Origin of the sequence: Micromonospora sp. NPDC002389 (assembly GCF_040296095.1) — a bacterium.
GTDB lineage: Bacteria > Actinomycetota > Actinomycetes > Mycobacteriales > Micromonosporaceae > Micromonospora.
Map to the genome: position 1 here is coordinate 124,096 of NZ_JBEOWP010000007.1, position 23,717 is coordinate 147,812.

Below are 23,717 nucleotides of genomic sequence, written 5' to 3' on the forward strand. Positions count from 1 at the left end.
CGGTCCCCGCCCCGGTCACTTCGCCAGCGCCGCGTCGCGGAACCGGATCGCCCGGTCGGTGCGTACCTCGTAACCGGTGAGACCGCTGGACCAGCCCTGCGCCACGTCCGGGTTGTACAGGTAGATGTAGCTGGCGTCGTCGACGATCTGCTTGGCCACCTGCTCGTACCGCTGCTTGCGGACGCCCTGGTCGGTCTCGGTGCGGGCCTGGTCGAGCAGCCGGTCCACGGTGGGGTTGGCGTACTTGTGGAAGTTGAAGGTGCCGCCACTGTGGTGCTGGGCGTAGTAGAACTCGTCCGGGTCGATGTTGCCCAGCCAGCCGAGCATGAACGCGTCGAAGTTGCCGTTGCCCTGCTCGTCGAGCCACTGCGCGAAGTCCAGCGTACGGATCTTGACGGTGACGCCGATGCCGGCCAACTGCGAGGCGATCACCTGGGCGGCGGTGACGGTCTCCGGATACTCGGTGGTGACCATCAGGTCCAGGGTGAGCCCGCTGACACCGGCCTGGTCCAGCAGTTGCCGGGCCTGGTTCACATCGTGCGTGTACGGCGCGTACTCGTAGTGGTAGGCGCTGTTCTGCGGGATGGCGGTCTGGTTGACGGTGGCCAGCCCGAACTTGGCGGCCTTGGTGATCGCCTCCCGGTCCAGGGCGAAGGCGATCGCCCGGCGCACGGCGACGTTGTCGTACGGCTTACGGGCCTGGTTGAGGGCGAGGTACCAGTAGTCGGTGGACGGCACCGAACGCACGGTCAGGTCGTCGGCGTCGAGCAACGCGGGCACCTGTTGCGGGGGCAGGTTGTCGGTCCAGTGCACCTCACCGCCGCGCAGGTTCTGCAGCGCCACGGTGGGATCGCTGACGAAGGTGAAGGTCACCCCGTCCACCTTGGGCTTCTCGCCCCAGTAGTTGTCGTTGCGGACCAGCCGGATGCTGTCGCCGCTGCTGTAGGAGCCGATCGCGAAGGGGCCGCTGCCGACCGGCTTGGTGGTCACCTCACCGGACTCGATGTTGGCCTTCTGCACGATCGCCACGCCCTTGAAGCCGCCCAGGTTGGCGAGCAGGTTCGGGGTGGGCGCGGTCAGCGCGACGACCACGGTGGTGGGGTCGGGCGCGGTCACCGACTTGACGGTGGCGAACTTGTACGCGGTGTTCAGCTTCTCGTCGATGATCCGGGTGTACGAGTAGACGACGTCCTCGGCGGTCAGCGGCGACCCGTCGGAGAACTTGACCCCCTCGCGGAGGGTGAACGTCCAGGTGAGCTGGTCGTCGCTGGTGGTCCACTCGGTGGCCAGCGCGGGCTGCATCTCCAGGTTCGCGTCCGGCTCGACCAGGGTGTCGTAGACGTTCTCCAGGACCTGGAAGCTGTAGTAGGCGGAGGTCTTGTGCGGGTCGAGCTGGTCGGGCTCACCGCCGATGGCGGCGTTGAGGACACCGCCCGCGCTCGCCCCGTCGGCCCCGTCGACGTCGACCCCCTCGCCCGTGGTGCAGCCCGCGACCGCGACGAGCATCAGGGTGAAGGTGGCGCCGGCCAACCGGAATCTGGTGCTGGACATGGTCCTCCCCTGGATTCTTTCCCGGCTACTGAAAGATGTCCTTGAACCTCACGCTAACCGCAAACGGCCGTGACGGCAGGACGCGTACGGCGGCGGGATCAGAGGCAGGACCAGCAGTAGAGGTGTTCGTCGGCGTCCCGGGCCCGTCGGGCGAGCGCGCTGACCTCCTCGATCACCGGCTGCATCTGGTCGTCGGGGAGCGGCCCGTCCCAGGCGAGTTCCTCGCTGCGTCCCCATTGCGCAGACAACTCGGGCGTCTGGTCGGCGGTGATCGACGCCAGCGTGTCCCGGGTCGCGTCGTCGAGCGCGGTCAACCAGGGGCCGTCCTCGGCGCCGCTCCACAGCAGCCGGTCCTTCACCAGGTCGTCGGCGTCCGCCTCACCGCGCACGAGAGCCACCAGCTCCCCCAGCGTCACCGACGGGTCGATGCCCTTGCAGTCGATCGCGTCGACGCCGAGCCGCCCGTCAGCCACGACGACCGGCCCGCCGTCGATCTCCACCATCAGCGTGACCGCCGCGGCGTCATCAGCCGCGCGGAAGTAGTCGTACAGAACACCCATGCCGGTATCCCAGCAGAGGGGTCCGACACGGCTGCCTTCGCAGCTCCGTCAGGGCTGCCCGTCGGGGCAGTTGTTGCTGGTCAGCTTCATCGTGTACTCGGCGTCGTCGCTGGTGATGCCGGACGGCACACCGTCGAACCAGGTCTCCACCTTCTGCCAGCCCACCCGCTGCTCGTAGTGCAGGTGCGGGGCACCGGAGTTGCCGGTGCTGCCGATCCGCCCGATCTGCTCGCCCTGGGCGACCCGCTGACCTTCCTCCACCAGCGGCGGTTCGAGCAGGTGCAGGTACTGCGTCTCCCACCGCCCGCCGTGGTCGATCTTCACCCAGTAGCCGCCGCCCCGACCCCGGGGGCCCTCCGGGTTCTCCGGGGTACGGCCACCGAGCGACCCGTTGATGCCGGACACCGTGACGGTGCCCGCGTACGAGGCGAGCACCGGCTGCCCCCACTGGTCGCCCTGGAGCGGGAAGAAGTCGACGTCGTACTCGCCGTGGCCGGGGTAGGTGCCCACCTGCCACGTCTCGCCGCAGCCCACGGGCATCTGGAACAGCGGACGCGGCCCCGGCGGCAGCAGTTGCGGCACCACCACGTAGGCGACCGCGCCCAGGGCCGCGACGGCGCCGAGCGCGAGCAGGAGCCGCCAGGGGCGGCGGGTACGACGATGGGTGCGGGGATGGCCGGTCGTCACCCTGCCAAGCATGGCAGAGCCCGACGAGTGGCCCCGCTGCTGCCGGGCCGGACCGCGACGGCCACGTTCACCAGGGCCGGGTTCGGGTAACGACCCGGCATGGCGCGGTACACGAAACCGGAGCTCCGGGAGCAGATCAAGGCCGAGATCATGGCCTCCGACCGGGGCGGACGCCCCGGCCAGTGGTCGGCCCGCAAGTCGCAACTGCTCACCAAGGAGTACGAGCGGCGCGGCGGCGGCTTCCTGGGGCCGAAGGACTCGCGGCAGCGGTCGTTGGAGCGCTGGGGCGCGGAGAAGTGGCAGACCAGCACCGGCTCGACCCGGGCACGCAAGGGCAACGAAACGGCCCGCTACCTGCCGAAGAAGGCGTGGGAGAAGCTCTCGGACGAGCAGAAGCGCGACACCGAGGCCAAGAAGCGGCAGGCGTCGCGAACCGGTCGGCAGTTCGTCGCCAACACCGGACCGGCCAAACGTGCCCGCAAGGAGGTGACCTCGCCCCGAGGCCGGTCCGCCACCTCGGCCGAGCGGCTCACCGAGCTGACGGTCCCCGAGGCCAGTCGACTCGTACCCGGCCTGGACAAGAACCAGCTCCGGGCGGCACTGCGACGCGAACGCGGCGGCAAGGCCCGCAAGACGCTCCTGCAACGCCTCCAGTCGGAACTAGACCGCCGCTGATTCGCACTGGTGCCTCGGGCGCGCACATTTGGTGCAAGGAAGGGTCCCCTGCTAACGCCTGGTGTATAGCAGGGGACCCTTCCTAACATCTCGACGGCGCGGAGCGCGGTAAGCCCGTGAAGGTGGGTAGATTTGTTGCTGCTGGAGCGACAACAGATCTACCCACCCAGCCGCACCAGGCGTCAGCCCAGGTGCTGTGTCTGCTCGGACCGAGAGCAGTGGCGATGGCTACTCGGATCTGCGATCCGACTCGGCGACATACACGCCCTTCCCCGGATGCCCCTCCACCAGCTCTCTGTCCTTGAGAAGCGACATGACGCGGCTGATCGTGGAGATGTGCACGTCGTATTGCTCGGCAAGTTGACGCGTTGACGGCAGCTTCTCGCCGGGCGCGAGCTCACCAGACTTGATCTTTCCAGTGATCTCGTTCGCTATGCGCCGGTAATCGACTCTCTCGGTCGGCATAAATCGATCTCCATCGGATCTCCTGGCTTCGGCACGCCAATCCGATCACGAAGGAACCTGTTCCAGCAAGTTTCATGATCTAGGTACAGGCAGGCCACCCTTGACCTACTCCTACAAGTTGGAGTAGGTTTCTCGCTGGGTCGGGTCCCTGGTTTCGGCAAACTCCTCGGCACCGATCCGCATACCCACCTGGGGCTGCACGACGCACGACCTCGACCCCAGGTGGGCACCTCCCATGCTGTGCCGCGTCGGACGACGGGCGATCCCCACACGGTGTCGCTCCTTGCGTGGCAACTGCTCTAGCTAAACCTGGTCGGGTGGGCTTCGTGTGCCCGACCGCTCCATCGGACCACTCCGCTGTCGTACCGCTGAACTGAGCTGCGGCGGCGGAGCGGGCGTGGCCGCCCGGCCACCAGCCACGGGCGGCCACGCCCTTCCACCGCCGGACTGTTCGCTTCCGGCTGCCCCGGAAAGGATCGTCGTGACCCAGATACAGCGAAGCGGCGTGGAGAGTGAGGTGCCGGTCGGGCGGCGGGTGGCGTACTGGCGGGCGCGGCGGAGGTTGTCCCAGCAGGTGTTCGCCGATCGGCTCGGCAAGTCCAAGAGCTGGGTGGACAAGATCGAGCGCGGGGTGCGGGCGCTGGACAAGGTTTCCACGCTCCAGGAGATCGCCGTCGTGCTGCGGATCGACCGGGCGGTGTTGCTGGGCCGGGACACCCGCCCCGCCGACGTGGCGGTGTGGATCGAGGGCGTGGAGCGGATCCGGGCGGCGCTGTCCGCGTACGACATCGCGCTGGATCGACCGGCGGCGCGCCGCGACGTGCCGTCTGCCGCCCGGCTGGCGCGCGACGTAGCGCACGCCTGGACCAGTTTTCAGCATGCGCGGTACCCGGCCCTGGTCGGCATGGTGCCCGAGCTGCTGGCCGGCGCGCAGCGCGGCCACGCCCACGATCCGCAGGCCGGGCGGGTGCCGCTGGTGGAGGCGTACCGGGTGACGGCGGCGCTGCTGGTCAAGCTCGGCGAGACCGAGCTGGCCTGGCTCGCCGCCGACCGGGCCATGGCCGTCGCCACCGGCGATCCGCTGCTGGTCGCCGCCGCGACCGTGCAGTTGGGCCACGTGCTGTGTGCCACCGGTCGAGCGAGGGCGGCGGGTACGGCGGCACTCGCCGCCGCGTACCGGATCGCGCCGACCGACCCGGAGGAGGCCGACGGGTCGCCGCTGTCGCTGTGCGGGACGTTGCTGGTGCAGGCCGCTCTCGCGGCGGCGCGGCGCGGTGACGACCAGGCCGCCGCCGCCCGCGTCGACGAAGCCACCGAACTGGCCGACGTGCTCGGCGACGGCCAGGACCACCATCACACCTGCTTCGGGCCGACCGCCGTCGCGCTCGCCCGGGTAGCGGTCGACGTGGAGCGGGGTGCGGCCGACGAGGCGGTCGCCCGGCACGTGGACGCCGTCGGGCGCGACGGCTGGCGATGGCTGCCGCCCGGGGTCCGGGCCGCCCACCTGATCGACGCCGCGCGGGCCTACCTCCAGACCGACGATCCGGTCAACGCCGCCCGGGTGCTGCTCGACGCCGATCGCACCGCGACGGCTGAGGTGCGCCACCGGCCCGCAGCCCGGGACGTCCTCGCCGACACGATCCGCCATCCCGACGCGCCCGCGACGGTGGTCTCGCTGGCCGTCACCCTCGGGGTGAGCTGAGCCGCACCCGGTCCGGTCAGCTACGGCACAGCAGGGCGTCGGGTTCCTTGCCGGGTGACCAGATCCAGGCGCGGTAGGCGACCCCGACGAGGTGTTCGCCGACGGCGCACTGCCCCTTGTGGTGCCCGCTGGCGAAGTCGCCGCCCGGATTGCCGGCCGGCCGGTTGTCGCCACGGTCGAACCAGACCGTCCGGCGGGTGCCGCCGACGGTGGTGCCCGCGTCGCGGCAGAGCACCGAGGACAGGTTGGCGCCACGGACGGCGTACCCGACGACGGTCCTGTGCGGTGGGCATTGCAGCTTGGTGAAGCCGGAAGCCCAGTCGACGTCCACGTACGACTCGTCGCGGACCACCACGTGGCCGCCGGTGTCCGGGGCGTCGGTGCACAGGCCCCGGTTGCCGGTGCGGCTCAGGCCGATCAGTCGCTGGTCGTCGGGGCAGACCGCCTTGCGGGCGCCGGAGTCCCAGTCCGGTGCGGCGCGCATCCGCACCGACTGGTTCAGGTCGGCGTGGTCGAGGGTCAGCATCGACCATTCCCGCACCGGGGCGATCGGACCGGTACGGCCACCGGTGACCAGGCGACGCCAGGCGTCGGCCCGCCAGTCGTCGCCGTCGTAGAGGCCCATCCGGTGGCCGGTGGCGTCCCAGTGCAGCAGCGCCCAGCCGTTGCCGCGCCGGTTGTCGTGCCAGCCGACCAGGGGCCAGTACGCGAAGTCGGCGTCGGTGGCGATCAGGTAGTCGACGAAGTGGTGGAACCAGTCGCGGGACCGCTGGTTGGTGTTGTCCCGGCCGCCGACGCCGAACTCGCTGATCCAGACCGGTGCGGTGAAGTGCCGGTCGGCGTCGAGCGCCACGTACGTCGCCTGCCGCCGGACGGTCTCCACGAGTTGGTCACGGGTGAGGTCCTGGTATCGGGGGTCGCTGGTCTCGCCGATGCCGGTCGCGCCGCTGTGGTTCGGGCCGGTGTAGCCGTAGAAGTGCGCCGAGTAGACCAGTTTGTGGGAGCGCACGAGGGTGTGCGAGAGCCGACCGACCGGTTCGAGGGTGGGGCGCCCGTGCGGGAACCCGTCCACCGGCAGGCCGTACCAGTTGATGCCCTCGATGATGATCAGCAGGTGGGGGTTGGCCTCGGTGAGGATCCGGTCACCGGCCCGCTGGGCGGCGGCGTGCCAGTCGTGCCGGTCACCGAGTCCCCAGTTCGGGTCGTCGAGGACGGTGCGGCGTACCTCGTTGTAGAGGTCGGCGCCGACGACCCGGGGGTTGCCGGCGTACCGGCGGGCCATCAGGAGCCAGTCCTGTTCCCACTGGGCGGTGCTCTGGCTCGCGTTCCAGCGTTCGTTGCCGTCGACGCCACAGCACCAGCGCGAGGTGTTGGTGTGGTTGTTGAGGATGACCGCGAATCCCTCGGCGGTCAGCGCCCGGACCGCCTCGTCGTACACCTGGAGCGGGGTCCGGCCGCGCAGCTGCGGGTTGGCGCGGACGGCGGCGTCCGGCACCGGGCGGGTGTCGCGGATCATCTCGTTGGAGAACGGCAGCCGGATGCTGTTGAGGCCGAGTTCGTGGAAGCCGGCGAGGATGTCGGCCATCGGGGCGCGGTCCAGGCCGATCGGGATCTGGTCGGCCATCTCCCCGGCGTGGTGGTTGGCCGGGTCGGCGGGGGCGCCGCTGCCGGTCCAGGTGCCGCTGGCACCGTGCCAGTTGCCCGACCTGAGCTTGAAGCGGTTGCCGTGGGCGTCGACCACGTACCGACCCCGGGTGCTGAGCGGGCCGGTCCAGGAGGCGGCCAGATCGTCGGCGGCCGTCACGCTGCCCGCAGCCGTCGAAGGACGGGCGCTGTCCGGCACGACCGCCAGCGCGACACCGGCCAGCAGGCCGGACACGGCGACGAGGCACGGCATCGACCTGCGCATGGCGACCTCCCCGACGCCGACCTGATCACCGTAGATAGTAGACGGTCGATGATGGGCGCGCACCGGCCGCGAGCCCCGTCCTCCACGCCGATGCCAGAGGACGGGGCTCGCGGTGTCGGTCGGTCAGGCCGGGTCGAGTCGGGCCAGTTCCTCGGCCGAGAGTTCCAGGTCGGCCGCGCCGACGGAGTCCCGGATCGTCTCCGGGCGCGACGAGCCGGGAATCGGGATGACCGTGGGCGCCTTCGCCAGCATCCAGGCCAGGCAGACCTGCTGCGGGCTGACCCCGCGCTCGTGGGCGACCTCGGCGAAGACCGCGAACCGGGAGCCCAGCTCGGCGGCGTTGGAGATGCCGCCGAGCGGACTCCAGGGCAGGAACGCGATGCCGAGTTCGGCGCAGAGCGCCAGCTCCGGTTCGCTGGAACGGAAGGCGGGAGAGAACTGGTTCTGCACGCTGACCAGTCGACCGCCGAGGATCTCGTTGGCCTGCCTGATCTGGTCGGGGTCGGCGTTGGAGATGCCGGCCATCCGGATCTTCCCGGCGTCGAGCAGGTCTCGCAACGCGCCGATGGAGTCCGCGTACGGGGTGTTCGGGTCGGGGCGGTGGAACTGGTAGAGGCCGATCGCCTCGACCCCGAGGCGCTTGAGTGACGCCTCGACGGCGTCCCTGAGGTGCTCGGGCCGACCGTTCAGCGTCCAGAGGCCGTCGCCGGGGCGTACGTGGCCGCCCTTCGTGGCGATCAGCACGTCGGACGTGTCGCCGCCGTAGCTCGCCACGGCGTTGGCGATCAACGACTCGTTGTGACCGGCGTCGGCGGGGCCCAGGTGGTAGGCGTCCGCGGTGTCGATCAGCGTGACCCCGGCGTCCAGCGCGGCATGGATCGTGGCGATCGAGCGCTGTTCGTCGGGACGGCCCTCGATCGACATCGGCATGGCGCCGAGGCCGATCGCGCCGACGGCGACGTCACCGATACGGCGGGTCTGCATACAGGCTCCTCCTCGAAGCGGTGCGGTTCGGCGGGCGGGCGGTGGCCCGCAACGCCCGGATTCCACCTTCTACCCCGATAGCTAAGCTGTCCAACAGAAGAATCTGATTCCAGCAATCGGTGACGGTGATGAATCGTGGAGCTGCGCCAGCTCGAGTACTTCGTGGCGGTCGCCGAGGAACGGCACTTCACCCGTGCCGCCGAGCGGCTGCACGTGGCGCAGTCCGGCCTCTCCACCTCCATCCGCTCGCTGGAGCGTGAGCTGGGCGCCAGCCTCTTCGTCCGCAACACCCGCAGCGTGGAGCTGACCGACGAGGGGCGGGCGCTGCTCACCCAGGCCCGGCACGCCCTGGCAAACGTGGCCGCCGCCAAGGACGCGGTCGCCGCCGTACGCGGGCTGCTGCGCGGCACGCTGGCCATCGGCACCCTGCAGTGTCTCGGCGCGGTCGATCTCGCGGCGACGCTGGCCCGCTTCCACGCCGCCCACCCCGGCGTCGAGATCCGGTTGCGTCAGGGCGGCTCGCCCGACCTGATCGAACGGGTCCGCACCGGCGACCTCGACCTGGCGTTCGTCTCCGCGCCCGCGAGCGTGGTGCCCGGGGTCGCGTTGGCCCCGTTCCGGGCCGAGCCGCTGGTGCTGGCCTGCGGGCCCACCCACCCGCTGCGCGACCGCACCGCGGTCGACCTGCGCGAGTTGCCGGGTGAGACGTTCGTCGACTTCTCCCCCGGCTGGATCAGTCGCGACGCGGTGGACCAGGCGATGGCCGCCGCCGGGGTGGAGCGGCGGGTCGCGTTCGAGGTCAACGACGTGCACTGGCTGCTCGACCTGGTCGGTCACGGGCTCGGCGTCGCCGTCGTACCCCAGGTGTTCCGGGGCAAGCGGACCGCCGCGCGCTTCGTGCCGCTCACCGACCCGCCGCACTGGCAGCTCGCCGTGGCGACTGCGGGCGGCCGGCACCCCAGCACCGCCGCGACGGCGCTGCTCGGCCTGGACGGCATCCGGGCCGCCGCGACGAGCCGGCCGGTCTGACCGACGCCGGGTCGGCGCGGCGGTACGTGTCGCGCGCCGACCCGCCGCACGCCATCGAACCGGTCCGTACACACTGGATGGTCACGCCTGACGACACCAGGACGACCGGATGCTGCGCCCCGCTTCATTTGTACGCGGAATAAATAATCTCCGCCTCCACGGCGCAGTGGCACTCGCCCCAGCACCCCTCGAACCACCTCCACGAATCGGACATCTGGCCAGCTCAGAGCGGTGTCGCCGAGCGTCCGAGACCAACTCGTTACTTGACGCAATAGTTCGTTCGCCGTAGGAAGGAAGTGTGACTGACGTGGTGACGCCACCAACGAGCCCGGTGAGCCGGGAGCGGTCGAAGGAGATCAAGCGCCTCTCGGTGATCTCCACCGCCCGCCAGGTGCGGCTGCTCTCCCGTGCCGAGCTGACCGAGCTGACCGGGTTGAGCCCCGCCACGCTCACTCCCCTCGTCCGCGAGCTGATCGCCGAGGGCTACCTGCTCGAACGCGGCCCGGGCACCTCCCGGGCCGGTCGCCCCCGGGCCATGCTGGAGTTCAACCCGCGCGCCGAACTGGTCGCCGCGGTGTCGCTGGAGCCCACCCGGATCAGCTGCGAGATCGCCGACAGCGACGGCACCGTCATCGCCCACCGGGCGGTCCGGCTCGCCGGCGACATCGTCGAGACCATCTGCCGCTCCGTACCCGAACTGGCCGGCGACGGGCTGCCCGCGCTGCGCGGGGTGGCGATCGCAGCGCCGGGCGTCTCCTCGGGCGGCACGGTCCGGCTCGCCCCCTCGGTGGGGCTGGTCGAGGGCCGGGAGATAGGCGAATCGGTGCAACACCACCTCGGCGTCCCGGTCGTGGTGGACAACGACGTCAACCTGATGGCGGCCGGTGAGCACGCCGCCGGGGCCGGCAACGACGTGGCCGACCTGCTGCTGCTGCACGTCGCCGACGGCATCGGCGCCGGACTGGTCCTGGACGGGCAGGTCCGTCGGGGCGCCGGTGGCGCAGCCGGTGAGGTGGGCTTCCTGCCGCTGGACCCGAGCGACCGGGGACACGACGGGATCGGCCCGTTCGAGGCCCGGTGGTCGGAGAACGCCGTCGCCGAACGGGTCGTCGCGCTCGCTCCCGGCCGGCGGCCGGACGCACCGGTGGCCGCCCTGGTCGAGCTGGCCCGCACCGACGCGCGGGCGGCCGCGTACCTCGACGAGGTGTTGACCGCCTGGTCCCGGCTGATCGTCTCCTGCGCCTGCGTGATCGACCCGGGCCGGGTCCTGCTCAGCGGCGCCGCCACCCAGCTCGACGACGACGCCGTGGCGCGGCTCCAGACGCTGGTCGACGCCTCCGCGCCCGCCGCCACCGAGGTACGCCGGGCGGTCCTCGGCGACCGCGCGGTGCTGCACGGTGCGGTCAGTTACGCCCTCGCCGCCGCGGCGGCCGGCACACCCCAGCTCCTACCCACCCCTTGATCCCTTCCCTCGGAGGTACCTCATGAAACGACGACTTCTCCTGGCCGGGGCGCTCGCCTCCGTGCTCGCCGTCGGCACCGCCTGTGGCGGTGGCGGCTCGGACGACGCCGCCGGTGACGTTCAGCAGCTCACCATCTACACCGCCCGGGACAAGAAGGTCACGGACTTCGTGGTGGAGAAGTTCACCGAGAAGTACCCCGAGTACCAGGGCAAGGTCGAGATCCTCAACATCGGCGCCCAGGAGATCCTGGAGCGGGTCCGGGCCGAGAAGGCCAACCCGCAGGCCGACGTCTGGTGGGGCGGCACCCAGCAGGGTCTGTCGGCGGGCGCCGCCGAGGACCTGCTGGCCCCCTGGCAGCCGTCGTTCGCCGGGGACATGGACGCGCAGTACAAGGACGCCGAGGGCCGCTGGTTCGGGGAGATCCTGCTGCCCGAGGTCATCATGTACAACAACGCGGCGCTGACCCCGGAGCAGGCCCCGAAGGACTGGGACGACCTGCTCGACCCGCAGTGGAAAGACAAGATCATCATCCGGGACGTGGCCGCGTCCGGCACCATGCGGTCGATCTACGCCTCGATGATCCAGCGCCTCTCCCCCGACGGCAGCAACCCGCAGCCCGGGTACGACTGGCTCAAGCGCCTCGACGCCAACACCGGCTCGTACGCGGCCAACCCGGCCGACCTGTACCTGAAGCTCTCCCGCCAGCAGGGCACGCTCAGCGCCTGGAACCTGCAGGACGTGCTGCTGCAGGCCAACCAGTCGAACATGCCCTTCGGCTACGTGATGCCCACCTCCGGTGCGCCGGTGCTGGTCGACGGCCTCGCCGCGGTCAAGGGCGGCAACTCCGAGGGCGCGCAGAAGTTCATCGAGTTCCTCTTCGACGACGGGCTCCGGGCCGACCTGGCCAAGGACTTCTTCCAGATCCCCGCCATCGAGATCGCCGACCAGCCGGAGTGGCTGGCCCAGCTCGACCTGCGCCCGATGAACGTCGACTGGAACGTGATCGCCGAGCACGAGACCGAGTGGATCAACCACTGGAACAGCCAGATCAAGAACAAGGGCTGACCGCGTCGGCGGCCGGGCCGGGTACGCGTACCCGGCCCGGTCGCCGCCCGGCCGACCGATGTTAGGAAGGGACCCTTCCTATACCGGAGACGTTAGGAAGGGTCCCTTCCTTACATCGCAGGCCGGCAGCACCTTTCTTACCTACGACCGGCAGCACGAGAAGGAGGACATCATGATCGATGTCACGCTGGAGTCGGTGAGCAAGCGATTCGCCCGTGCCGGCGACACCGCGGCCGTCGACGATGTCGACATCAGCATCGCCGCCGGTGAGTTCTTCACCCTGCTCGGCCCGAGCGGCTGCGGCAAGACCACCACCCTGCGCATGGTGGCCGGGTTCTACTTCCCGACCTCCGGCCGGATCCGCTTCGGCGCCGAGGACGTCACCCGCCGCCCACCGAACAAGCGCGACACCGGCATGGTGTTCCAGAACTACGCGCTGTTCCCGCACATGTCGGTGGCGCAGAACGTCGCGTACGGGCTGAAGATCCGCAAGGTGGGGCGGGCCGAGTCCCGGCGACGCGTCGAGGAGGCGCTGGGCGAGGTGCACCTGGGCGGGTACGGCGAGCGGCGCATCGACCAGCTCTCCGGCGGTCAGCAGCAGCGTGTCGCGCTGGCCCGGGCACTGGTCATCCGCCCGCGTACGCTGCTGCTCGACGAGCCGCTGTCCAACCTCGACGCGAAGCTGCGCGAGGAGACCCGCACCGAGATCCGCCGCATCCAGAAGGAGAGCGGCACCACCGCCATCTACGTCACCCACGACCAGGCCGAGGCGATGGCGATGTCGGACCGGATCGCGGTGATGGAGTCCGGCCGGGTGCAGCAGATCGGCGCCCCGCAGGAGATCTACCACCGGCCGGCGAACGCCTTCGTCGCTCGCTTCATCGGCCGCAGCAACGTGCTGTCGCTGCCGGTCACGGCGGTCACCGACGAGACGGTCACCGTCGGCCGCCCGGACGGCACCGAGATCGTGGTGGCCGCGCCGGTCGGGCACGGCCTGCGTCCCGGCGAGAGCGCGCTGGTCTCGGTACGCCCGGAGCACATCGGCCTCACCTCGGCCACCGAGGCGGGCGCGCTGCCCGGCCGGGTGACCGAACTGGAGTTCACCGGCATGGCCACCAACCTGGTGGTCGAGGTGGCCGGCGAGTCGGTTCAGGTGGCCGCCATCGACGTGCCGTCCGGCGTCGCCGTCGGCGACCAGATCGGGCTGCGGCTCAACCGCGAACGCATGTGGGTGGTGCACCCGTGACGGCCGCACCGAGCGCCGCCACCGTCCCGCCGATCACCGAGGACCCGACCCCGCCCGGACGGGGTCGCCGTCCCCGGCTGGGCGGACGCTTCGCCGGTGGCGCCAGCTCCCGCTGGTTCCCGTACGCGCTGGTGTTCCCGCTGGCGCTGATCCTGTTCGGGTACGTGGTCCAGCCGATGTTCGCCACCTTCGCCGAAAGCGTCGGGGTGGACGGGGTGGCCAACTACACCGAGTTCCTGCGCGGCGAGGGCGTGGCCCGCTCGTCGCTGCTCACCTCGCTGGGCATCTCGGCGGCCAGCGTGCTGCTCTGCGGGATCGTCGGCGTGGCGATGGCGTTCCTGCTCAAGCGCTTCCACTTCCCCGGTCGCCGGTTGATCGAGGCGATCATCCTGGTGCCGGCCGCGTTGCCGCCGCTGATCGGCGCCATCTCGTTCCAGTTGCTCTACAGCGAGACCGGCATCCTGCCGCGCGGGCTCCAGCAGTTGTTCGGCACCGAGAGCCCGGTGCTGCCGTTCACCGGCATCGCCGGTGTGCTGGTGGTGCACACCTTCACCATGTACCCGTTCTTCTATCTCGCCGCCTCGGCCGCTCTGGCCGGGATGGACCCGTCGGTGGAGGAGGCCGCGTACAACCTGGGCGCCGGTCGGGTGCGGGTGTGGCGTACCGTGCTGCTGCCGATGCTCACCCCGGCGCTGGTCTCGGCCTCGCTGCTGGTGTTCATGACCTCGCTGGCGTCGTACACCGCTCCGCTGCTGTTCGGGGTGGACCGCACGATGACCATGCAGATTTACATCAACCGCACCAACGGCGACCTGCCGATGGCCTCCACGTACGCCTCGGTGCTGGCGGTGGTGTCGATCCTGTTCCTGCTCGGCATGCGCTGGTACGAGGGACGGCGCAGCTACCGCTCGCAGTCCAAGGGCGTCGCCGCGCACCGGCGGGAGATCACCAACCCGTTCGGCAAGTGGGCCGCGCTGGCCGCCTCGATCCTGGCCACGGTGGTGCTGCTGGCGCCGGTGGGCACGATCGGCCTGGTGGCGTTCTCCGAGGACGGGTCGTGGACGACCGAGGTGATCCCGTCGGCGTACACCTGGCAGAACTTCGTCACCATCTTCTCCGACCCGAGGGCGTTCCAGCCGATCCTCAACTCGTTGCAGATGAGCCTGATCGCCACGGTCGCCTGTGTGGTGGTCGGCGTGCTCATCGCGTACGCGGTGCGGCGGTTGGACTTCCGGGGTCGGGCGCTGCTGGACGTGGCGGTCATGCTGGCGTGGGCGCTGCCCGGCACGGTGGTGGCGATCAACCTGATCTCGGCGTTCAGCACCGGCAACGCGTTCAGCTTCGGGCAGGTGCTGATCGGCACCTTCTGGATCATGCCGCTGGCGTACTTCGTGCGGTTCCTGCCGCTGGTGTTCCGGTCCAGTTCGGCCACGCTGGCGCAGATCGACCCCTCGTTGGAGGAGGCGGCCCGCAACCTGGGCGCCTCGTGGTGGCGGGCGTTCGGCACGGTCACCCTGCGGCTGATGATCCCCGGGGTGGCGGCCGGCGCGCTGCTGGCCTTCGTCAACGGCGTCGGCGAGTTCGTCGCCTCGGTGCTGATCTACACGTCGCAGACGGCACCGATCTCGGTCGAGATCAACAATCGGATGTACTCGTTCGAGGTCGGCACCGCCGCCGCGTACGGCATGCTCCAGGTGGCGCTGATCTTCGTGGTGATGGTGGTCTCCGGTCGGTTGCAGAGCGGCCGGTCGGCGTCCCGGGAGGCGGCTAAGTGGACGGCGTGACGCGTACCGAGGTGACGGTGAGCTGGCCGGAGTCGGGCCTGCTGCCGATCGGCCGGGTGCCCGGTGGCGAACTGGCGGCGGTGGCCGCCGCCGCGGACTTCGCGGTGCTGCCGGTCGGCGCGGTGGAGTGGCACGGCCCGCACCTGCCGCTGGGCACCGACCTGATCCTGGCCGAGGGGTTCGCCGCCGAGAGCGGCGCGACCGGCGAGGGCCCGCGTGGGGTCCTCTTCCCCGCCGTGCCGTACGCGGCCTGCCCGGGGCAGACCCGGCCGTGGCCGGGGACGGTGGCGATCCGCCCGGAGATCGCGGTCGGCTACCTGGCCGACGTGATCGAGGGGATCGTCGCGGCCGGTTTCCCCCGGCTGCTGATCGTCAACGGGCACGACGCCAACATGTCCACCGCGCGGGCCGCGATGGAGTGGGTCTCCGGCCGTCGGCAGGCCAGTCTGCTGCTGGTCAACTGGTTCCAGCTGGTCACCCCGGCGGAGACCACCCAGCTCTACGGCGAACTGCCCGCGCGAGGCCACGGCGGGGCGTACGAGACCTCCGGCGTGCTCGGTTTCGACCCCGACGCGGTACGCCTCGACGCGGTCGAGGACCTGCCGCCGAAGCCGAAGCTGCCGGTGCCGCACCCGTACGTGCTGGTGGAATCCCGGCCCGACCCGTGGCAGGGCTGGTCCGGGCACATCTCACTGGCCGACGTGGAGAGCGGCGAACGGGTCCGGCACATCGCCGGTGCCCGGCTGCGGGAGATCGTGGCCGCCTGGGTCGCCGCCCCGCCACCCGCGCCGCCCACCGCCGATCCCCTGCCCACCGATCCGCCGACCGTTGATCCGCTGTCCGCTGATCCGCCGCTGTCTCGGGGGGAGGGGTGACCGTGGACCGGGGACTGGACGTCGTCGACTTCCACCTGCACTTCCGCATCGGCGCCGACGAGACGATCCACGCCTGCGAGGAAGCCGCCGGGATGCACCCCGGCGGGGCACCCGAGCGGGCCGCCCGCGCCGCCGCCTCCGCCCCGTACGCGCGGGCGTGGCGGCAGGCGTGGTCGTTCCCGGAACCGGAGCCGCCCGCCGCGCACTGGCCGGACGAGGCCGACCGATGGGCCGACGAGTTGCGCCGGGTCGGCGTACGCCGGGCGGTGTTCGTCACCGGCGGCGGCAACGACGCGGTGGCCGACGTGGTCGACCGGCACCCGGACCTGCTGCTCGGCTTCGCCCACCACGACCCGTACGCGCCGGACGCCGCCGCCGAGCTGGAACGGGCGGTCACCGAACGCGGCTTGCGCGGGTTGAAGCTGTTCGCGCCGTTGCTGCGCGGCCCGCTCGACGGGCCGGACCTCGATCCGCTCTGGGGCACCGCGCAGCGGCTCGGTGTGCCGGTGCTGATCCACATCGGGCACTACGGCAGCGCCGGTGGCCTCACCTTCGGCCGGCACGGCGGTCCGGAGGAGCTGGCCCGGATGGCCCGCCGGTTCCCGGAGCTGCCGGTGGTGGTGCCGCACTTCGGCGTGCAGTACGTGCAGGAGCTGCTCTTCACCGCCTGGGGCTGCCCGAACGTGCACGTCGACACCTCCGGCTCCAACCAGTGGGTGCGCTGGATGCCGTACAAGCTGACGCTGGAGGACCTGTTCCGGCGCTGCTACGAGACCATCGGCCCGCAGCGGATCGTGTTCGGCAGCGACTCGTCGTGGTTCCCGCGCGGGTACGTCACCCGCTACCTCGACGACCAGCTCCGCATCTGCCGGGAGCTGGGCCTGCCCGACGAGCATCTGCGCGCGATCTTCGCCGGTAACGCCGAGCGCCTGCTCGGGCTCGACGACTGACCGGCTTACCGTCCGGGACGGCCCCCGCGCCGATCCGGCCTGGAGAGGAAGTAAGGAACTCCGTCATGAGCACTCCCGCGCTGACCACCTACCAGCGGCACCACCTGCGTCCCACCTACGACCACCACGTCGGGTATCTCTTCCCGGCGATGGTGCGGGCCAGCCAGGCGCACGTGGTGATGCTGACCGAGCAGGGGCTGATCCCCGCCGAGCGGGGCGCCCGGTTGCTGCGCGGACTCGCCGAGCTGCGCGCCGACCAGGCCGACGCGCCGCCCTTCGACGGCACCTTCGAGGACACGTACTACCTGGTCGAGAAGCGCCTCGCGGCGGCCTGCGGGGTACCCACCTCGGAGCTGGACGTGCAGATGGCGCGCAGCCGTAACGACCTCGACGCCGGGGTGTTCCGGATGCTGCTGCGCGACCAGGTGGCCGGGGTGCTCGACCGGGTGCTGGACGCCGGCACGGTCGCGTTGGACGCCGCGGACCGGTACGCGGACGTGGTGATCACCGGCTACACCCACCGGCGTCCGGCCCAGCCCACCACCATCGGGCACGCCCTGGCCGGGTACGCCGAGGCGCTGGCCGGGGAGGCGCTTGCCTACGCCGACCTGATCGAGGCGCTCAACGTCTCGCCGCTGGGCTCCTGCGCCTTCGCCGGCACCGACCTGGACATCTCCCCCGCCCGGGTGGCCGAGCTGCTCGGCTTCGCGGGTCTGGTGACCAACTCGTACGAGGCGGTGGCCGGTGCCGACCATCTGGTGCGGGTCGGCACCCTCAACGCCCAGGCGCTGGCCACCGGGGCGCGGCTGGCCCGCACCCTGATGGACTGGCTGAGCTGGCAGTGGGTGACCACACCCGGTGACTTCACCCAGGGCAGCAGCATCATGCCGCAGAAGCGCAACCCGGTGGTGTTGGAGCACCTGGTCTCGTACGCCGGGCAGGCCGCCGCCGACGCCGCCTCGGTGCTGAACAACGTGGGCGCGGCCTGGTGGGAGGACTCGAACAACGCCACCACCGACGTGCAGGTGCGGCTCTGGGAGAGCAACGACCGGGCGGACCGGTTCTTCGCCCTGCTCGGCGGCTTCCTCGCCGAGATCGCGCCGTTGACGCCGCCGTCGGCGGCCGAGATCGTCGCCTCCGGGGCCACCACGACCGCCGCCGCCGACGCCCTGACCCGGCACGGTGTGCCGTTCCGGGCCGCGCACTCGGTGGTGGGTCGGCTGGTGCGCGGTGGTGACCCGCAGGGCTGGACCGCCGACGAGGTGCGGGCCGCCGCCGAGGGGCTGGTGCCCGGCGGGCTCGACGACGCCGCCGTGGACGACCTGATCGCCGCCGCCGTCCGGCCGGAGTTGGTGCTGGGCCGCGCCCAGGCCGACGGGCCGGGCGCCGCCGCGGTACGCGCCCAGGTGGCGACGCTGCGGGGCGGCTTCGACGCGGCACGGGCACGGCTGGCGGCGGTCCGCGACCGCCTCGACCGGGCCGACACCGCGCTGGACGCGGTCGCCGCCGAGATGGCGGCCCGATGAGCGTGCAGTTGGCGCGACCCGAGTCGGGCGCGCACACCGACGGGCTGCTGCTCGGCATCGACTTCGGCGGGACCAAGATGGCCGTCGGGGTCGCCGACCGGCAGGGTCGGATCTTGGCCCGGGAGCGGGTCCCCACGTACGCCGAGCGCAGTGCGCCGCAGGCGCTGGAACGGGCGCTGCACCTGGCCGCCCGGCTGGTGGCCGAGGTGGGCGGTCCGCTGCTGGCCGCCGGGGTGGCCTCTCCCGGGGTGATCCGGCCGGACGGCATCGAGCTGGCGCCGAACGTCCCCGGCTGGGAGGGGCTGCGACTGGCCGACGCGGTCCGCGAGGCGCTCGGCGTCACCGAGGTGGCGGTGGACAACGACCTCAACGCCGCGGCCCTGGCCGAACTGCGGCTCGGCGCGCTGCGTGACGCCGACCCGGGCCTGGTGCTGGGGCTGGGCACCGGAGTGGCCGCGGCGATCACGGTCGGCGGCGCGGTGGTCTCCGGCCACCGGGGCGCGGCCGGTGAGATCGGGTACGCGGTCTCCGGCGGTCCGTGGCCGGGCACCATGCTGGAGTTGGACTTCTCCGGCCGGGCCCTGGACGGGCTCGCCGCCGAACTGGGCCTCTCCGGCGGCGCGGCGGCCCTCGCCGGTGCGGCCGAACGACCGGGGGCGGAGCGGCAGGCGTTGACCGCCCGACTCGACGAGTTGGCCCGGCACCTGGTCACGAGTTGCCTGCTGTTGGACCCGCAGCGGGTGGTGCTGGTGGGCGGGGTGGCCGGTAGCGCCCTGATCCGGGAGCTGCTGGTCGACCGGCTCACCGAGGTGCTGCCGCATCGGCCGGAGGTGGTACTGTCCCGGTTCGCCGACGACGCCGCCCTGCTGGGCGCGGTCACGCTCGCCCGGGAAGCGGTGGCGGTCCCCGGCTGACCGCCGGGACGACACCCCGTACCGGATGGCGTCGAGCCACGACCACAGGTTAGCCTCACCTAACTTGTGGAGAGTGAGGCGAGATGGCACAGCCGACGGCGGGGATCCGCCGCACCGACCGACGGCGGGTGAGGTGACCGCGCGAGTCAGCCCGACCGGCCGGTTGTTCGGCGAGATGTTCTGGCGGCAGCGCCGGGACACCGCGCTCTGCACCGCCTTCTGGTCGCTGCACCAGGTGTGTGAGGCGCTGGTCCCGGTGGCCATCGGCCTGGTCATCGACCAGGCGGTGAGCACCGGGTCGACCTCGGCGATGATCTGGTCGGTCCTGGGGATCTTCGTGTTGTTCACCGCGTTGACCATGGGCTGGCGGTCCGGGTTCTGGTTTCTGTCCAGGGCGGTGACCGAGGAGTCGCACGTCCTGCGGATGCGCGTGGTCCGGCGACTGCTGGGCGGCCAGGGCATCCGCACCAGCCGCCAGAGCGGTGAGCTGCTCTCCATCGCCACCACCGACACCCAGGCCGCCGCCGACTCGCTGGAGCTGGGCAGCCGGGTGGTGTCCGCGTTGCTCGGGCTGGTCGTCTCCACGATCGTCCTGCTGCGGATCGACTGGACGCTCGGACTCGGGCTGGTCATCGGCATCCCGGTGCTGGTGCTCGGCCTGCACGCGCTCGGGCCGGTCGTGGAACGCCACACCTCGGCCCAGCAGCAGGCCATCGGCCGGGCCGCCGCGACCGCGTCGGACCTGCTGCGCGGGCTCCGGCCGCTGCGCGGGTTCGGCGGCGTCGACGAGGCGTCGCGACGCTACCGGACCGCCAGCCGCACCTCGCTGCGCGCCAACGTCGGCGCGGTCAAGGCCGGTGCCGCGTTCGTCGGCGTGTCGACGTTCACCACCGGCCTGCTGATCACCGTCGTGGCCGCCCTGGCCGGGTGGTTCGCCCTGGAGGGGCGGATCACGGTCGGGCAGCTCATCACCATCGTCGGCCTGGCCGCGTTCATCACCGACCCGGTGCTCAACCTGGCCGACTGCGTCTTCCGGCTGGCCACCGCGCGGGCCAGCGCGGCCCGGGTCGCCGAGGTGCTGGCCGCGCCCGAGCGCGCCACCTCCGGCGTACGGGCGGCGCAGCCCGGTCCGCTGGTCCTCGCCGAAGTGCACACCTCGGGCCTGGACGGCGCCAGTCTCGAGGTGCGGCCCGGCGAGGTGCTCGGGGTCGTCACCGGGCAGACCACCACCGCCGACGACGTCACCGACCTCCTGGCCGGGGCACGGGCGCCGGAGCGGGGCGAGGTGACCCTGGCCGGTACGCCGGTCGGCGACCTCGACGCGGCCTCGCTGCGGCAGGTGGTGCTCGTCGAGCCGCACGCGGTCGACCTGTTCGGCGGCACCCTGCGCGAGGTGTTGCAGAGCGGCGACGAGCGGGACGACGCGGCGCTGCGGCAGAGCATGGCGGCGGCCTCCGTCGACGACCTGCTCGCCGAGGGCGGCACCGGCCTGGACCGCGAACTGCTCGACCACGGGCTGAACCTCTCCGGCGGGCAACGGCAGCGGATCGCCCTGGCCCGGGCGCTGCTCGCCGACCGGCCGGTCACCGTGTTCCGCGACCCGACCACGGCGGTCGACGCGGTCACCGAGCACGCCATCGCCGAGGGGATCCGCTCCCGCCGGGCCGGGGACGAGCGCGCCACCGTGCTGGTCACCACCAGCGCGCCGCTGCTCGACCGGTGCGACCGCGTCGTCTTCCTGGACGCCGGGCAGGTGGCCGCCGTCGGATCGCACCGGGACCTGCTCGCCCAGTCCGCGTACGCCGAGGTGGTCCTGCGATGAGCGCGACGACGATCCTGCCGGTCGCCTCCGGCCGGGAGACCCTGGCCGTGTTCTGGCGCAACCTGCGCCGCTATCCGCTGCTGGCCTGGGCGTCGGTCCTGACGTCCGTGGCGGCCAGCGCCGCGGCCGTGGTGGTGCCGATCCTGCTCGGCCGACTGGTCGACCTGGTCGTCGCGGGCGGCACCGTCGACGCGTTGCTGACGACGTCGGCCTGGATCCTCGGCACCGGCCTGCTGGCCGCCGTACTGACCGGCGTGTCCCGGTGGCTGGTCACCGAGTGGGGCATGCGCGCCTGCGCCGACCTGCGGGAAGAGGTGCTCGACCGGGCCCTGCGGATGGACTCGGCGCGGTTGGAGAGCGCCGGCTCCGGCGACGTCGCCGCCCGGGTGACCGACGACGTGGAACAGGTCACCGACTCGGTCCGGCTGGCCGCCGGGATCTTCACCGCCCTGGTCACCGTCGTCATCACCTTCGCCGGTTTCGCCACCCTGGACTGGCGGATCGCGCTGGCGTTCCTGGTCGTCTTCCCGGTGCACGTGCTGAGCCTGCGCCGGTTCGTGCCCCAGGCGAAGCGGCTCTACGCCGCCGAGCGCGAGGCGGCAGCGGTGCGGACGCAGAGCCTGCTGACCACGTTCACCGGCGCCCGGACGGTGCACGCCTACGGCATGGCGCAGCGGCAGGGCCAGCGGGTGGACGGAGCGTCGCGCAACGCGGTCACCGCGCGCCTGCGGGCGGTACGCGGATTCCTGTGGTTCGCCAACATGATGAACTACGCGGAGGCGATCGGACTCACCGCCGTCCTGCTCGCCGGTTTCCTGCTGGTCCGCGCGGGCGAGAGCAGCGTGGGTGACGTCACCGCCGCCGCGCTGCTGTTCCACCGGCTCTTCGGCCCGCTCGGCATGCTGCTGATCTCGTTCAACGACGTCCAGTCGGCCGGCGCCGCGCTGGCCCGACTGGTCGGTATCACCGGACTCGACGTGCCGGAGTCCCGCGCGGGCACCGGCGATCGACCGGCGGGCGGGATCGGCGCCAAGTCGATCGGGCACCGCTACCCCGGCGGGCCCACCGTCGTGCACGACGTCTCGGTGGAGATCGCCGAGGGCGAGTCGCTGGCTGTGGTCGGCGAGAGCGGTGCCGGCAAGACGACCCTGGCGGCCATCCTCGGCGGGGTGTTCCCGGCCGCCGAGGGCGAGGTGCTGCTGGGCGGTCGGCCGATCGCCGACCTGGATCCGGCGGAGCTGCGGCGCACCGTCGGCGTCGTCACCCAGGAGGTGCACGTCTTCGCCGGCACGCTCGCCGAGGACCTGCGCCTGGCCGCGCCGCACGCCTCCGAGGAGGAGCTGTGGGACGCGCTGCGGCTGGTCGGGGCCGACCAGTGGGTCGCCGCGCTGCCGGAGGGGCTGCACACCCCGGTCGGTGAGGGCGACCACCCGGTCACCCCCGGGCAGGCGCAACAGGTGGCGCTGGCCCGGGTCGCACTGCTCGACCCGCCGATCGTGGTGCTGGACGAGGCGAGTGCCGAGGCGGGCAGCGCCGGTGCCCGGCAACTGGAGCTGGCCAGTGCCGCCCTGGTGCGGGGCCGCACCGCCGTGGTGGTCGCGCACCGGCTGACCCAGGCGCAGAGCTGTGACCGGATCGCGGTGATGGCGCACGGGCGGATCGTCGAGCTGGGCACCCCGGCGGAACTCGTCGCCGCGGGCGGCCGGTACGCCGAACTCTGGGCCGCCTGGCAGCGCTGACCGTACGGCCGCCGGTCTGGGTCTCCCGGCGGCGGTCAGAGTCGTCCGGCGGCGACGCTCAGTCGGCGGTCGGCTCCGCCCGGCCGGCCCACCGGCCGCGGACGTGGCCGATGTGCACGCGCATCAGCCGGTCCAGTCCGGCCCGGTCGCCCGCCTCGATCAGGTCGAGCATCTCGACGTGCTCGCGGGCCGACGGCACCAGTTCCCCGGTCTCGGCGAGCCGGGTCAGGCCGAACAGCCGCGACCTCGCCCGCAGCTCACCGACGAGCGAGACCAGGTGACTGTTGCCGGCCAACGCGAGCAGTTCCAGGTGGAACCGGCGGTCGTGCTCGATGTAGGCGATCAGGTCTTTGCGTTCGGCCACCTCGACGATCCGGTGGGCGATCGGCCGCAGCCGCGCGATGTCCTCGGCGGTGGCCACGCCGATCACCCGCACAGTGGTCGGCACCTCGATCAACTGGCGGATCTCGGTCAGGTTGTCGAGTTCCCGGTCGGACAGTTCGGTGACCCGGAAACCCTTGTTCCGCACGGTCTCGACCAGGCCCTCCTTGACCAGGTCGAGCATCGCCTCGCGGACCGGTGTGGCGGAGACGCCGAGTCGGGCGGCGAGCGTCGGTGCGGAGTAGACCTCGCCGGGGCGCATCTGGCCGGCCACCAGCGCGGCCCGCAGCGCGTGCGCAACCTGCCCGCGCAGGCTCGTACGCGCCCCCAGGGCCGGCAGCTCCAAGGCGTCAGTCACCACCACGTCTCCTTCTCGCCGCAGATGGTAGG

The 23,717-nt window shown here is 71.9% G+C and carries 20 protein-coding genes; 13 read left to right on the top strand and 7 right to left on the bottom strand.

Features of this window, described 5'->3' with window-relative positions; genetic code table 11:
• Positions 1–15: 15 nt before the first annotated feature.
• From ABT008_RS15575 to ABT008_RS15585, 3 genes are all read right to left on the bottom strand, one after another.
• The gene (locus tag ABT008_RS15575; RefSeq protein WP_350696902.1) at positions 16–1,551 is read right to left on the bottom strand and encodes an ABC transporter substrate-binding protein; all 1,536 of its coding nucleotides are present in this window, start codon (positions 1,549–1,551) and stop codon (positions 16–18) included.
• Positions 1,552–1,649: 98 nt separating this feature from the next.
• Entirely contained in the window at positions 1,650–2,111 is a 462-nt protein-coding gene (locus tag ABT008_RS15580; RefSeq protein WP_350696903.1) for a hypothetical protein, read from the bottom strand.
• A 48-nt stretch (positions 2,112–2,159) separates the two neighbouring features.
• Positions 2,160–2,798 (bottom strand): M23 family metallopeptidase, encoded by a 639-nt coding sequence (locus tag ABT008_RS15585; protein ID WP_350696904.1) that lies wholly within the window; start codon positions 2,796–2,798, stop codon positions 2,160–2,162.
• 99 nt (positions 2,799–2,897) lie between these two features.
• Between ABT008_RS15585 and ABT008_RS15590 the strand changes: the two genes are divergently transcribed.
• Complete coding sequence (locus tag ABT008_RS15590; protein WP_350696905.1) at positions 2,898–3,473, top strand: DUF5872 domain-containing protein; 576 nt, start codon at positions 2,898–2,900, stop codon at positions 3,471–3,473.
• 228 nt (positions 3,474–3,701) lie between these two features.
• Here the strand turns inward: ABT008_RS15590 and ABT008_RS15595 are convergent, their stop codons facing one another.
• Positions 3,702–3,938, bottom strand: coding sequence for a GntR family transcriptional regulator (locus ABT008_RS15595; protein ID WP_350696906.1), 237 nt, complete (start codon positions 3,936–3,938; stop codon positions 3,702–3,704).
• Positions 3,939–4,419: 481 nt separating this feature from the next.
• Here ABT008_RS15595 and ABT008_RS15600 point away from each other — a divergent pair, with 481 nt between their 5' ends.
• On the top strand, positions 4,420–5,640 hold the full coding sequence (locus tag ABT008_RS15600) for a helix-turn-helix domain-containing protein (protein ID WP_350696907.1): 1,221 nt from the start codon (positions 4,420–4,422) through the stop codon (positions 5,638–5,640).
• 16 nt (positions 5,641–5,656) lie between these two features.
• On the opposite strand, the gene ABT008_RS15605 is transcribed toward ABT008_RS15600, so the two are convergent.
• Together ABT008_RS15605 and ABT008_RS15610 are read right to left on the bottom strand one after the other, a co-directional pair.
• The gene (locus ABT008_RS15605; protein ID WP_350696908.1) at positions 5,657–7,549 is read right to left on the bottom strand and encodes a glycoside hydrolase family 5 protein; all 1,893 of its coding nucleotides are present in this window, start codon (positions 7,547–7,549) and stop codon (positions 5,657–5,659) included.
• A 123-nt stretch (positions 7,550–7,672) separates the two neighbouring features.
• Positions 7,673–8,533 (bottom strand): aldo/keto reductase, encoded by an 861-nt coding sequence (locus tag ABT008_RS15610; protein WP_350696909.1) that lies wholly within the window; start codon positions 8,531–8,533, stop codon positions 7,673–7,675.
• Between the two features lie 135 nt (positions 8,534–8,668).
• On the opposite strand from ABT008_RS15610, the gene ABT008_RS15615 reads away from it, so the two are divergent.
• From ABT008_RS15615 to ABT008_RS15665, 11 genes are all read left to right on the top strand, one after another.
• Positions 8,669–9,562: a LysR family transcriptional regulator gene (locus ABT008_RS15615; protein WP_350696910.1), complete on the top strand. Its 894-nt coding sequence runs from the start codon at positions 8,669–8,671 to the stop codon at positions 9,560–9,562.
• Positions 9,563–9,860: 298 nt separating this feature from the next.
• Positions 9,861–11,024, top strand: a complete 1,164-nt coding sequence (locus ABT008_RS15620) for an ROK family protein (RefSeq protein WP_350696911.1) — start codon at positions 9,861–9,863, stop codon at positions 11,022–11,024.
• 22 nt (positions 11,025–11,046) lie between these two features.
• Entirely contained in the window at positions 11,047–12,090 is a 1,044-nt protein-coding gene (locus ABT008_RS15625) for an extracellular solute-binding protein (RefSeq protein WP_131052148.1), read from the top strand.
• Positions 12,091–12,262: 172 nt separating this feature from the next.
• A complete protein-coding gene (locus tag ABT008_RS15630; RefSeq protein WP_350696912.1) occupies positions 12,263–13,336 on the top strand; it encodes an ABC transporter ATP-binding protein in 1,074 nt (357 codons plus the stop codon).
• Positions 13,333–15,120: an ABC transporter permease gene (locus tag ABT008_RS15635; protein WP_350696913.1), complete on the top strand. Its 1,788-nt coding sequence runs from the start codon at positions 13,333–13,335 to the stop codon at positions 15,118–15,120. Before ABT008_RS15630 ends, ABT008_RS15635 begins: the two co-directional genes overlap by 4 nt.
• A complete protein-coding gene (locus tag ABT008_RS15640; protein WP_350696914.1) occupies positions 15,117–15,995 on the top strand; it encodes a creatininase family protein in 879 nt (292 codons plus the stop codon). The genes ABT008_RS15635 and ABT008_RS15640 overlap by 4 nt, the downstream gene beginning before the upstream one ends.
• A gap of 2 nt (positions 15,996–15,997) precedes the next feature.
• Positions 15,998–16,945, top strand: a complete 948-nt coding sequence (locus tag ABT008_RS15645; protein ID WP_350696915.1) for an amidohydrolase family protein — start codon at positions 15,998–16,000, stop codon at positions 16,943–16,945.
• Positions 16,946–17,010: 65 nt separating this feature from the next.
• Entirely contained in the window at positions 17,011–18,471 is a 1,461-nt protein-coding gene (locus ABT008_RS15650; protein WP_350696916.1) for an argininosuccinate lyase, read from the top strand.
• The gene (locus tag ABT008_RS15655; RefSeq protein WP_350696917.1) at positions 18,468–19,385 is read left to right on the top strand and encodes an ROK family protein; all 918 of its coding nucleotides are present in this window, start codon (positions 18,468–18,470) and stop codon (positions 19,383–19,385) included. Before ABT008_RS15650 ends, ABT008_RS15655 begins: the two co-directional genes overlap by 4 nt.
• Before the next feature lie 133 nt (positions 19,386–19,518).
• Complete coding sequence (locus ABT008_RS15660; RefSeq protein ID WP_350696918.1) at positions 19,519–21,207, top strand: ABC transporter ATP-binding protein; 1,689 nt, start codon at positions 19,519–19,521, stop codon at positions 21,205–21,207.
• Positions 21,204–22,946, top strand: a complete 1,743-nt coding sequence (locus ABT008_RS15665) for an ABC transporter ATP-binding protein (RefSeq protein ID WP_350696919.1) — start codon at positions 21,204–21,206, stop codon at positions 22,944–22,946. The genes ABT008_RS15660 and ABT008_RS15665 overlap by 4 nt, the downstream gene beginning before the upstream one ends.
• A gap of 58 nt (positions 22,947–23,004) precedes the next feature.
• Here ABT008_RS15665 and ABT008_RS15670 read toward each other — a convergent pair whose 3' ends face one another.
• The gene (locus ABT008_RS15670; protein WP_350696920.1) at positions 23,005–23,685 is read right to left on the bottom strand and encodes a GntR family transcriptional regulator; all 681 of its coding nucleotides are present in this window, start codon (positions 23,683–23,685) and stop codon (positions 23,005–23,007) included.
• Between the last annotated feature and the right edge of the window lie 32 nt (positions 23,686–23,717).

Coding starts and splice junctions, on each gene's coding strand:
- ABT008_RS15655 (WP_350696917.1), top strand. CDS start 18,468: ATGAGCGTGCAGTTGGCGCGACCCGAGTCGGGCGCGCACACCGACGGG.
- ABT008_RS15630 (WP_350696912.1), top strand. CDS start 12,263: ATGATCGATGTCACGCTGGAGTCGGTGAGCAAGCGATTCGCCCGTGCC.
- ABT008_RS15665 (WP_350696919.1), top strand. CDS start 21,204: ATGAGCGCGACGACGATCCTGCCGGTCGCCTCCGGCCGGGAGACCCTG.
- ABT008_RS15650 (WP_350696916.1), top strand. CDS start 17,011: ATGAGCACTCCCGCGCTGACCACCTACCAGCGGCACCACCTGCGTCCC.
- ABT008_RS15590 (WP_350696905.1), top strand. CDS start 2,898: ATGGCGCGGTACACGAAACCGGAGCTCCGGGAGCAGATCAAGGCCGAG.
- ABT008_RS15575 (WP_350696902.1), bottom strand. CDS start 1,551: ATGTCCAGCACCAGATTCCGGTTGGCCGGCGCCACCTTCACCCTGATG.
- ABT008_RS15580 (WP_350696903.1), bottom strand. CDS start 2,111: ATGGGTGTTCTGTACGACTACTTCCGCGCGGCTGATGACGCCGCGGCG.
- ABT008_RS15595 (WP_350696906.1), bottom strand. CDS start 3,938: ATGCCGACCGAGAGAGTCGATTACCGGCGCATAGCGAACGAGATCACT.
- ABT008_RS15610 (WP_350696909.1), bottom strand. CDS start 8,533: ATGCAGACCCGCCGTATCGGTGACGTCGCCGTCGGCGCGATCGGCCTC.
- ABT008_RS15625 (WP_131052148.1), top strand. CDS start 11,047: ATGAAACGACGACTTCTCCTGGCCGGGGCGCTCGCCTCCGTGCTCGCC.
- ABT008_RS15605 (WP_350696908.1), bottom strand. CDS start 7,549: ATGCGCAGGTCGATGCCGTGCCTCGTCGCCGTGTCCGGCCTGCTGGCC.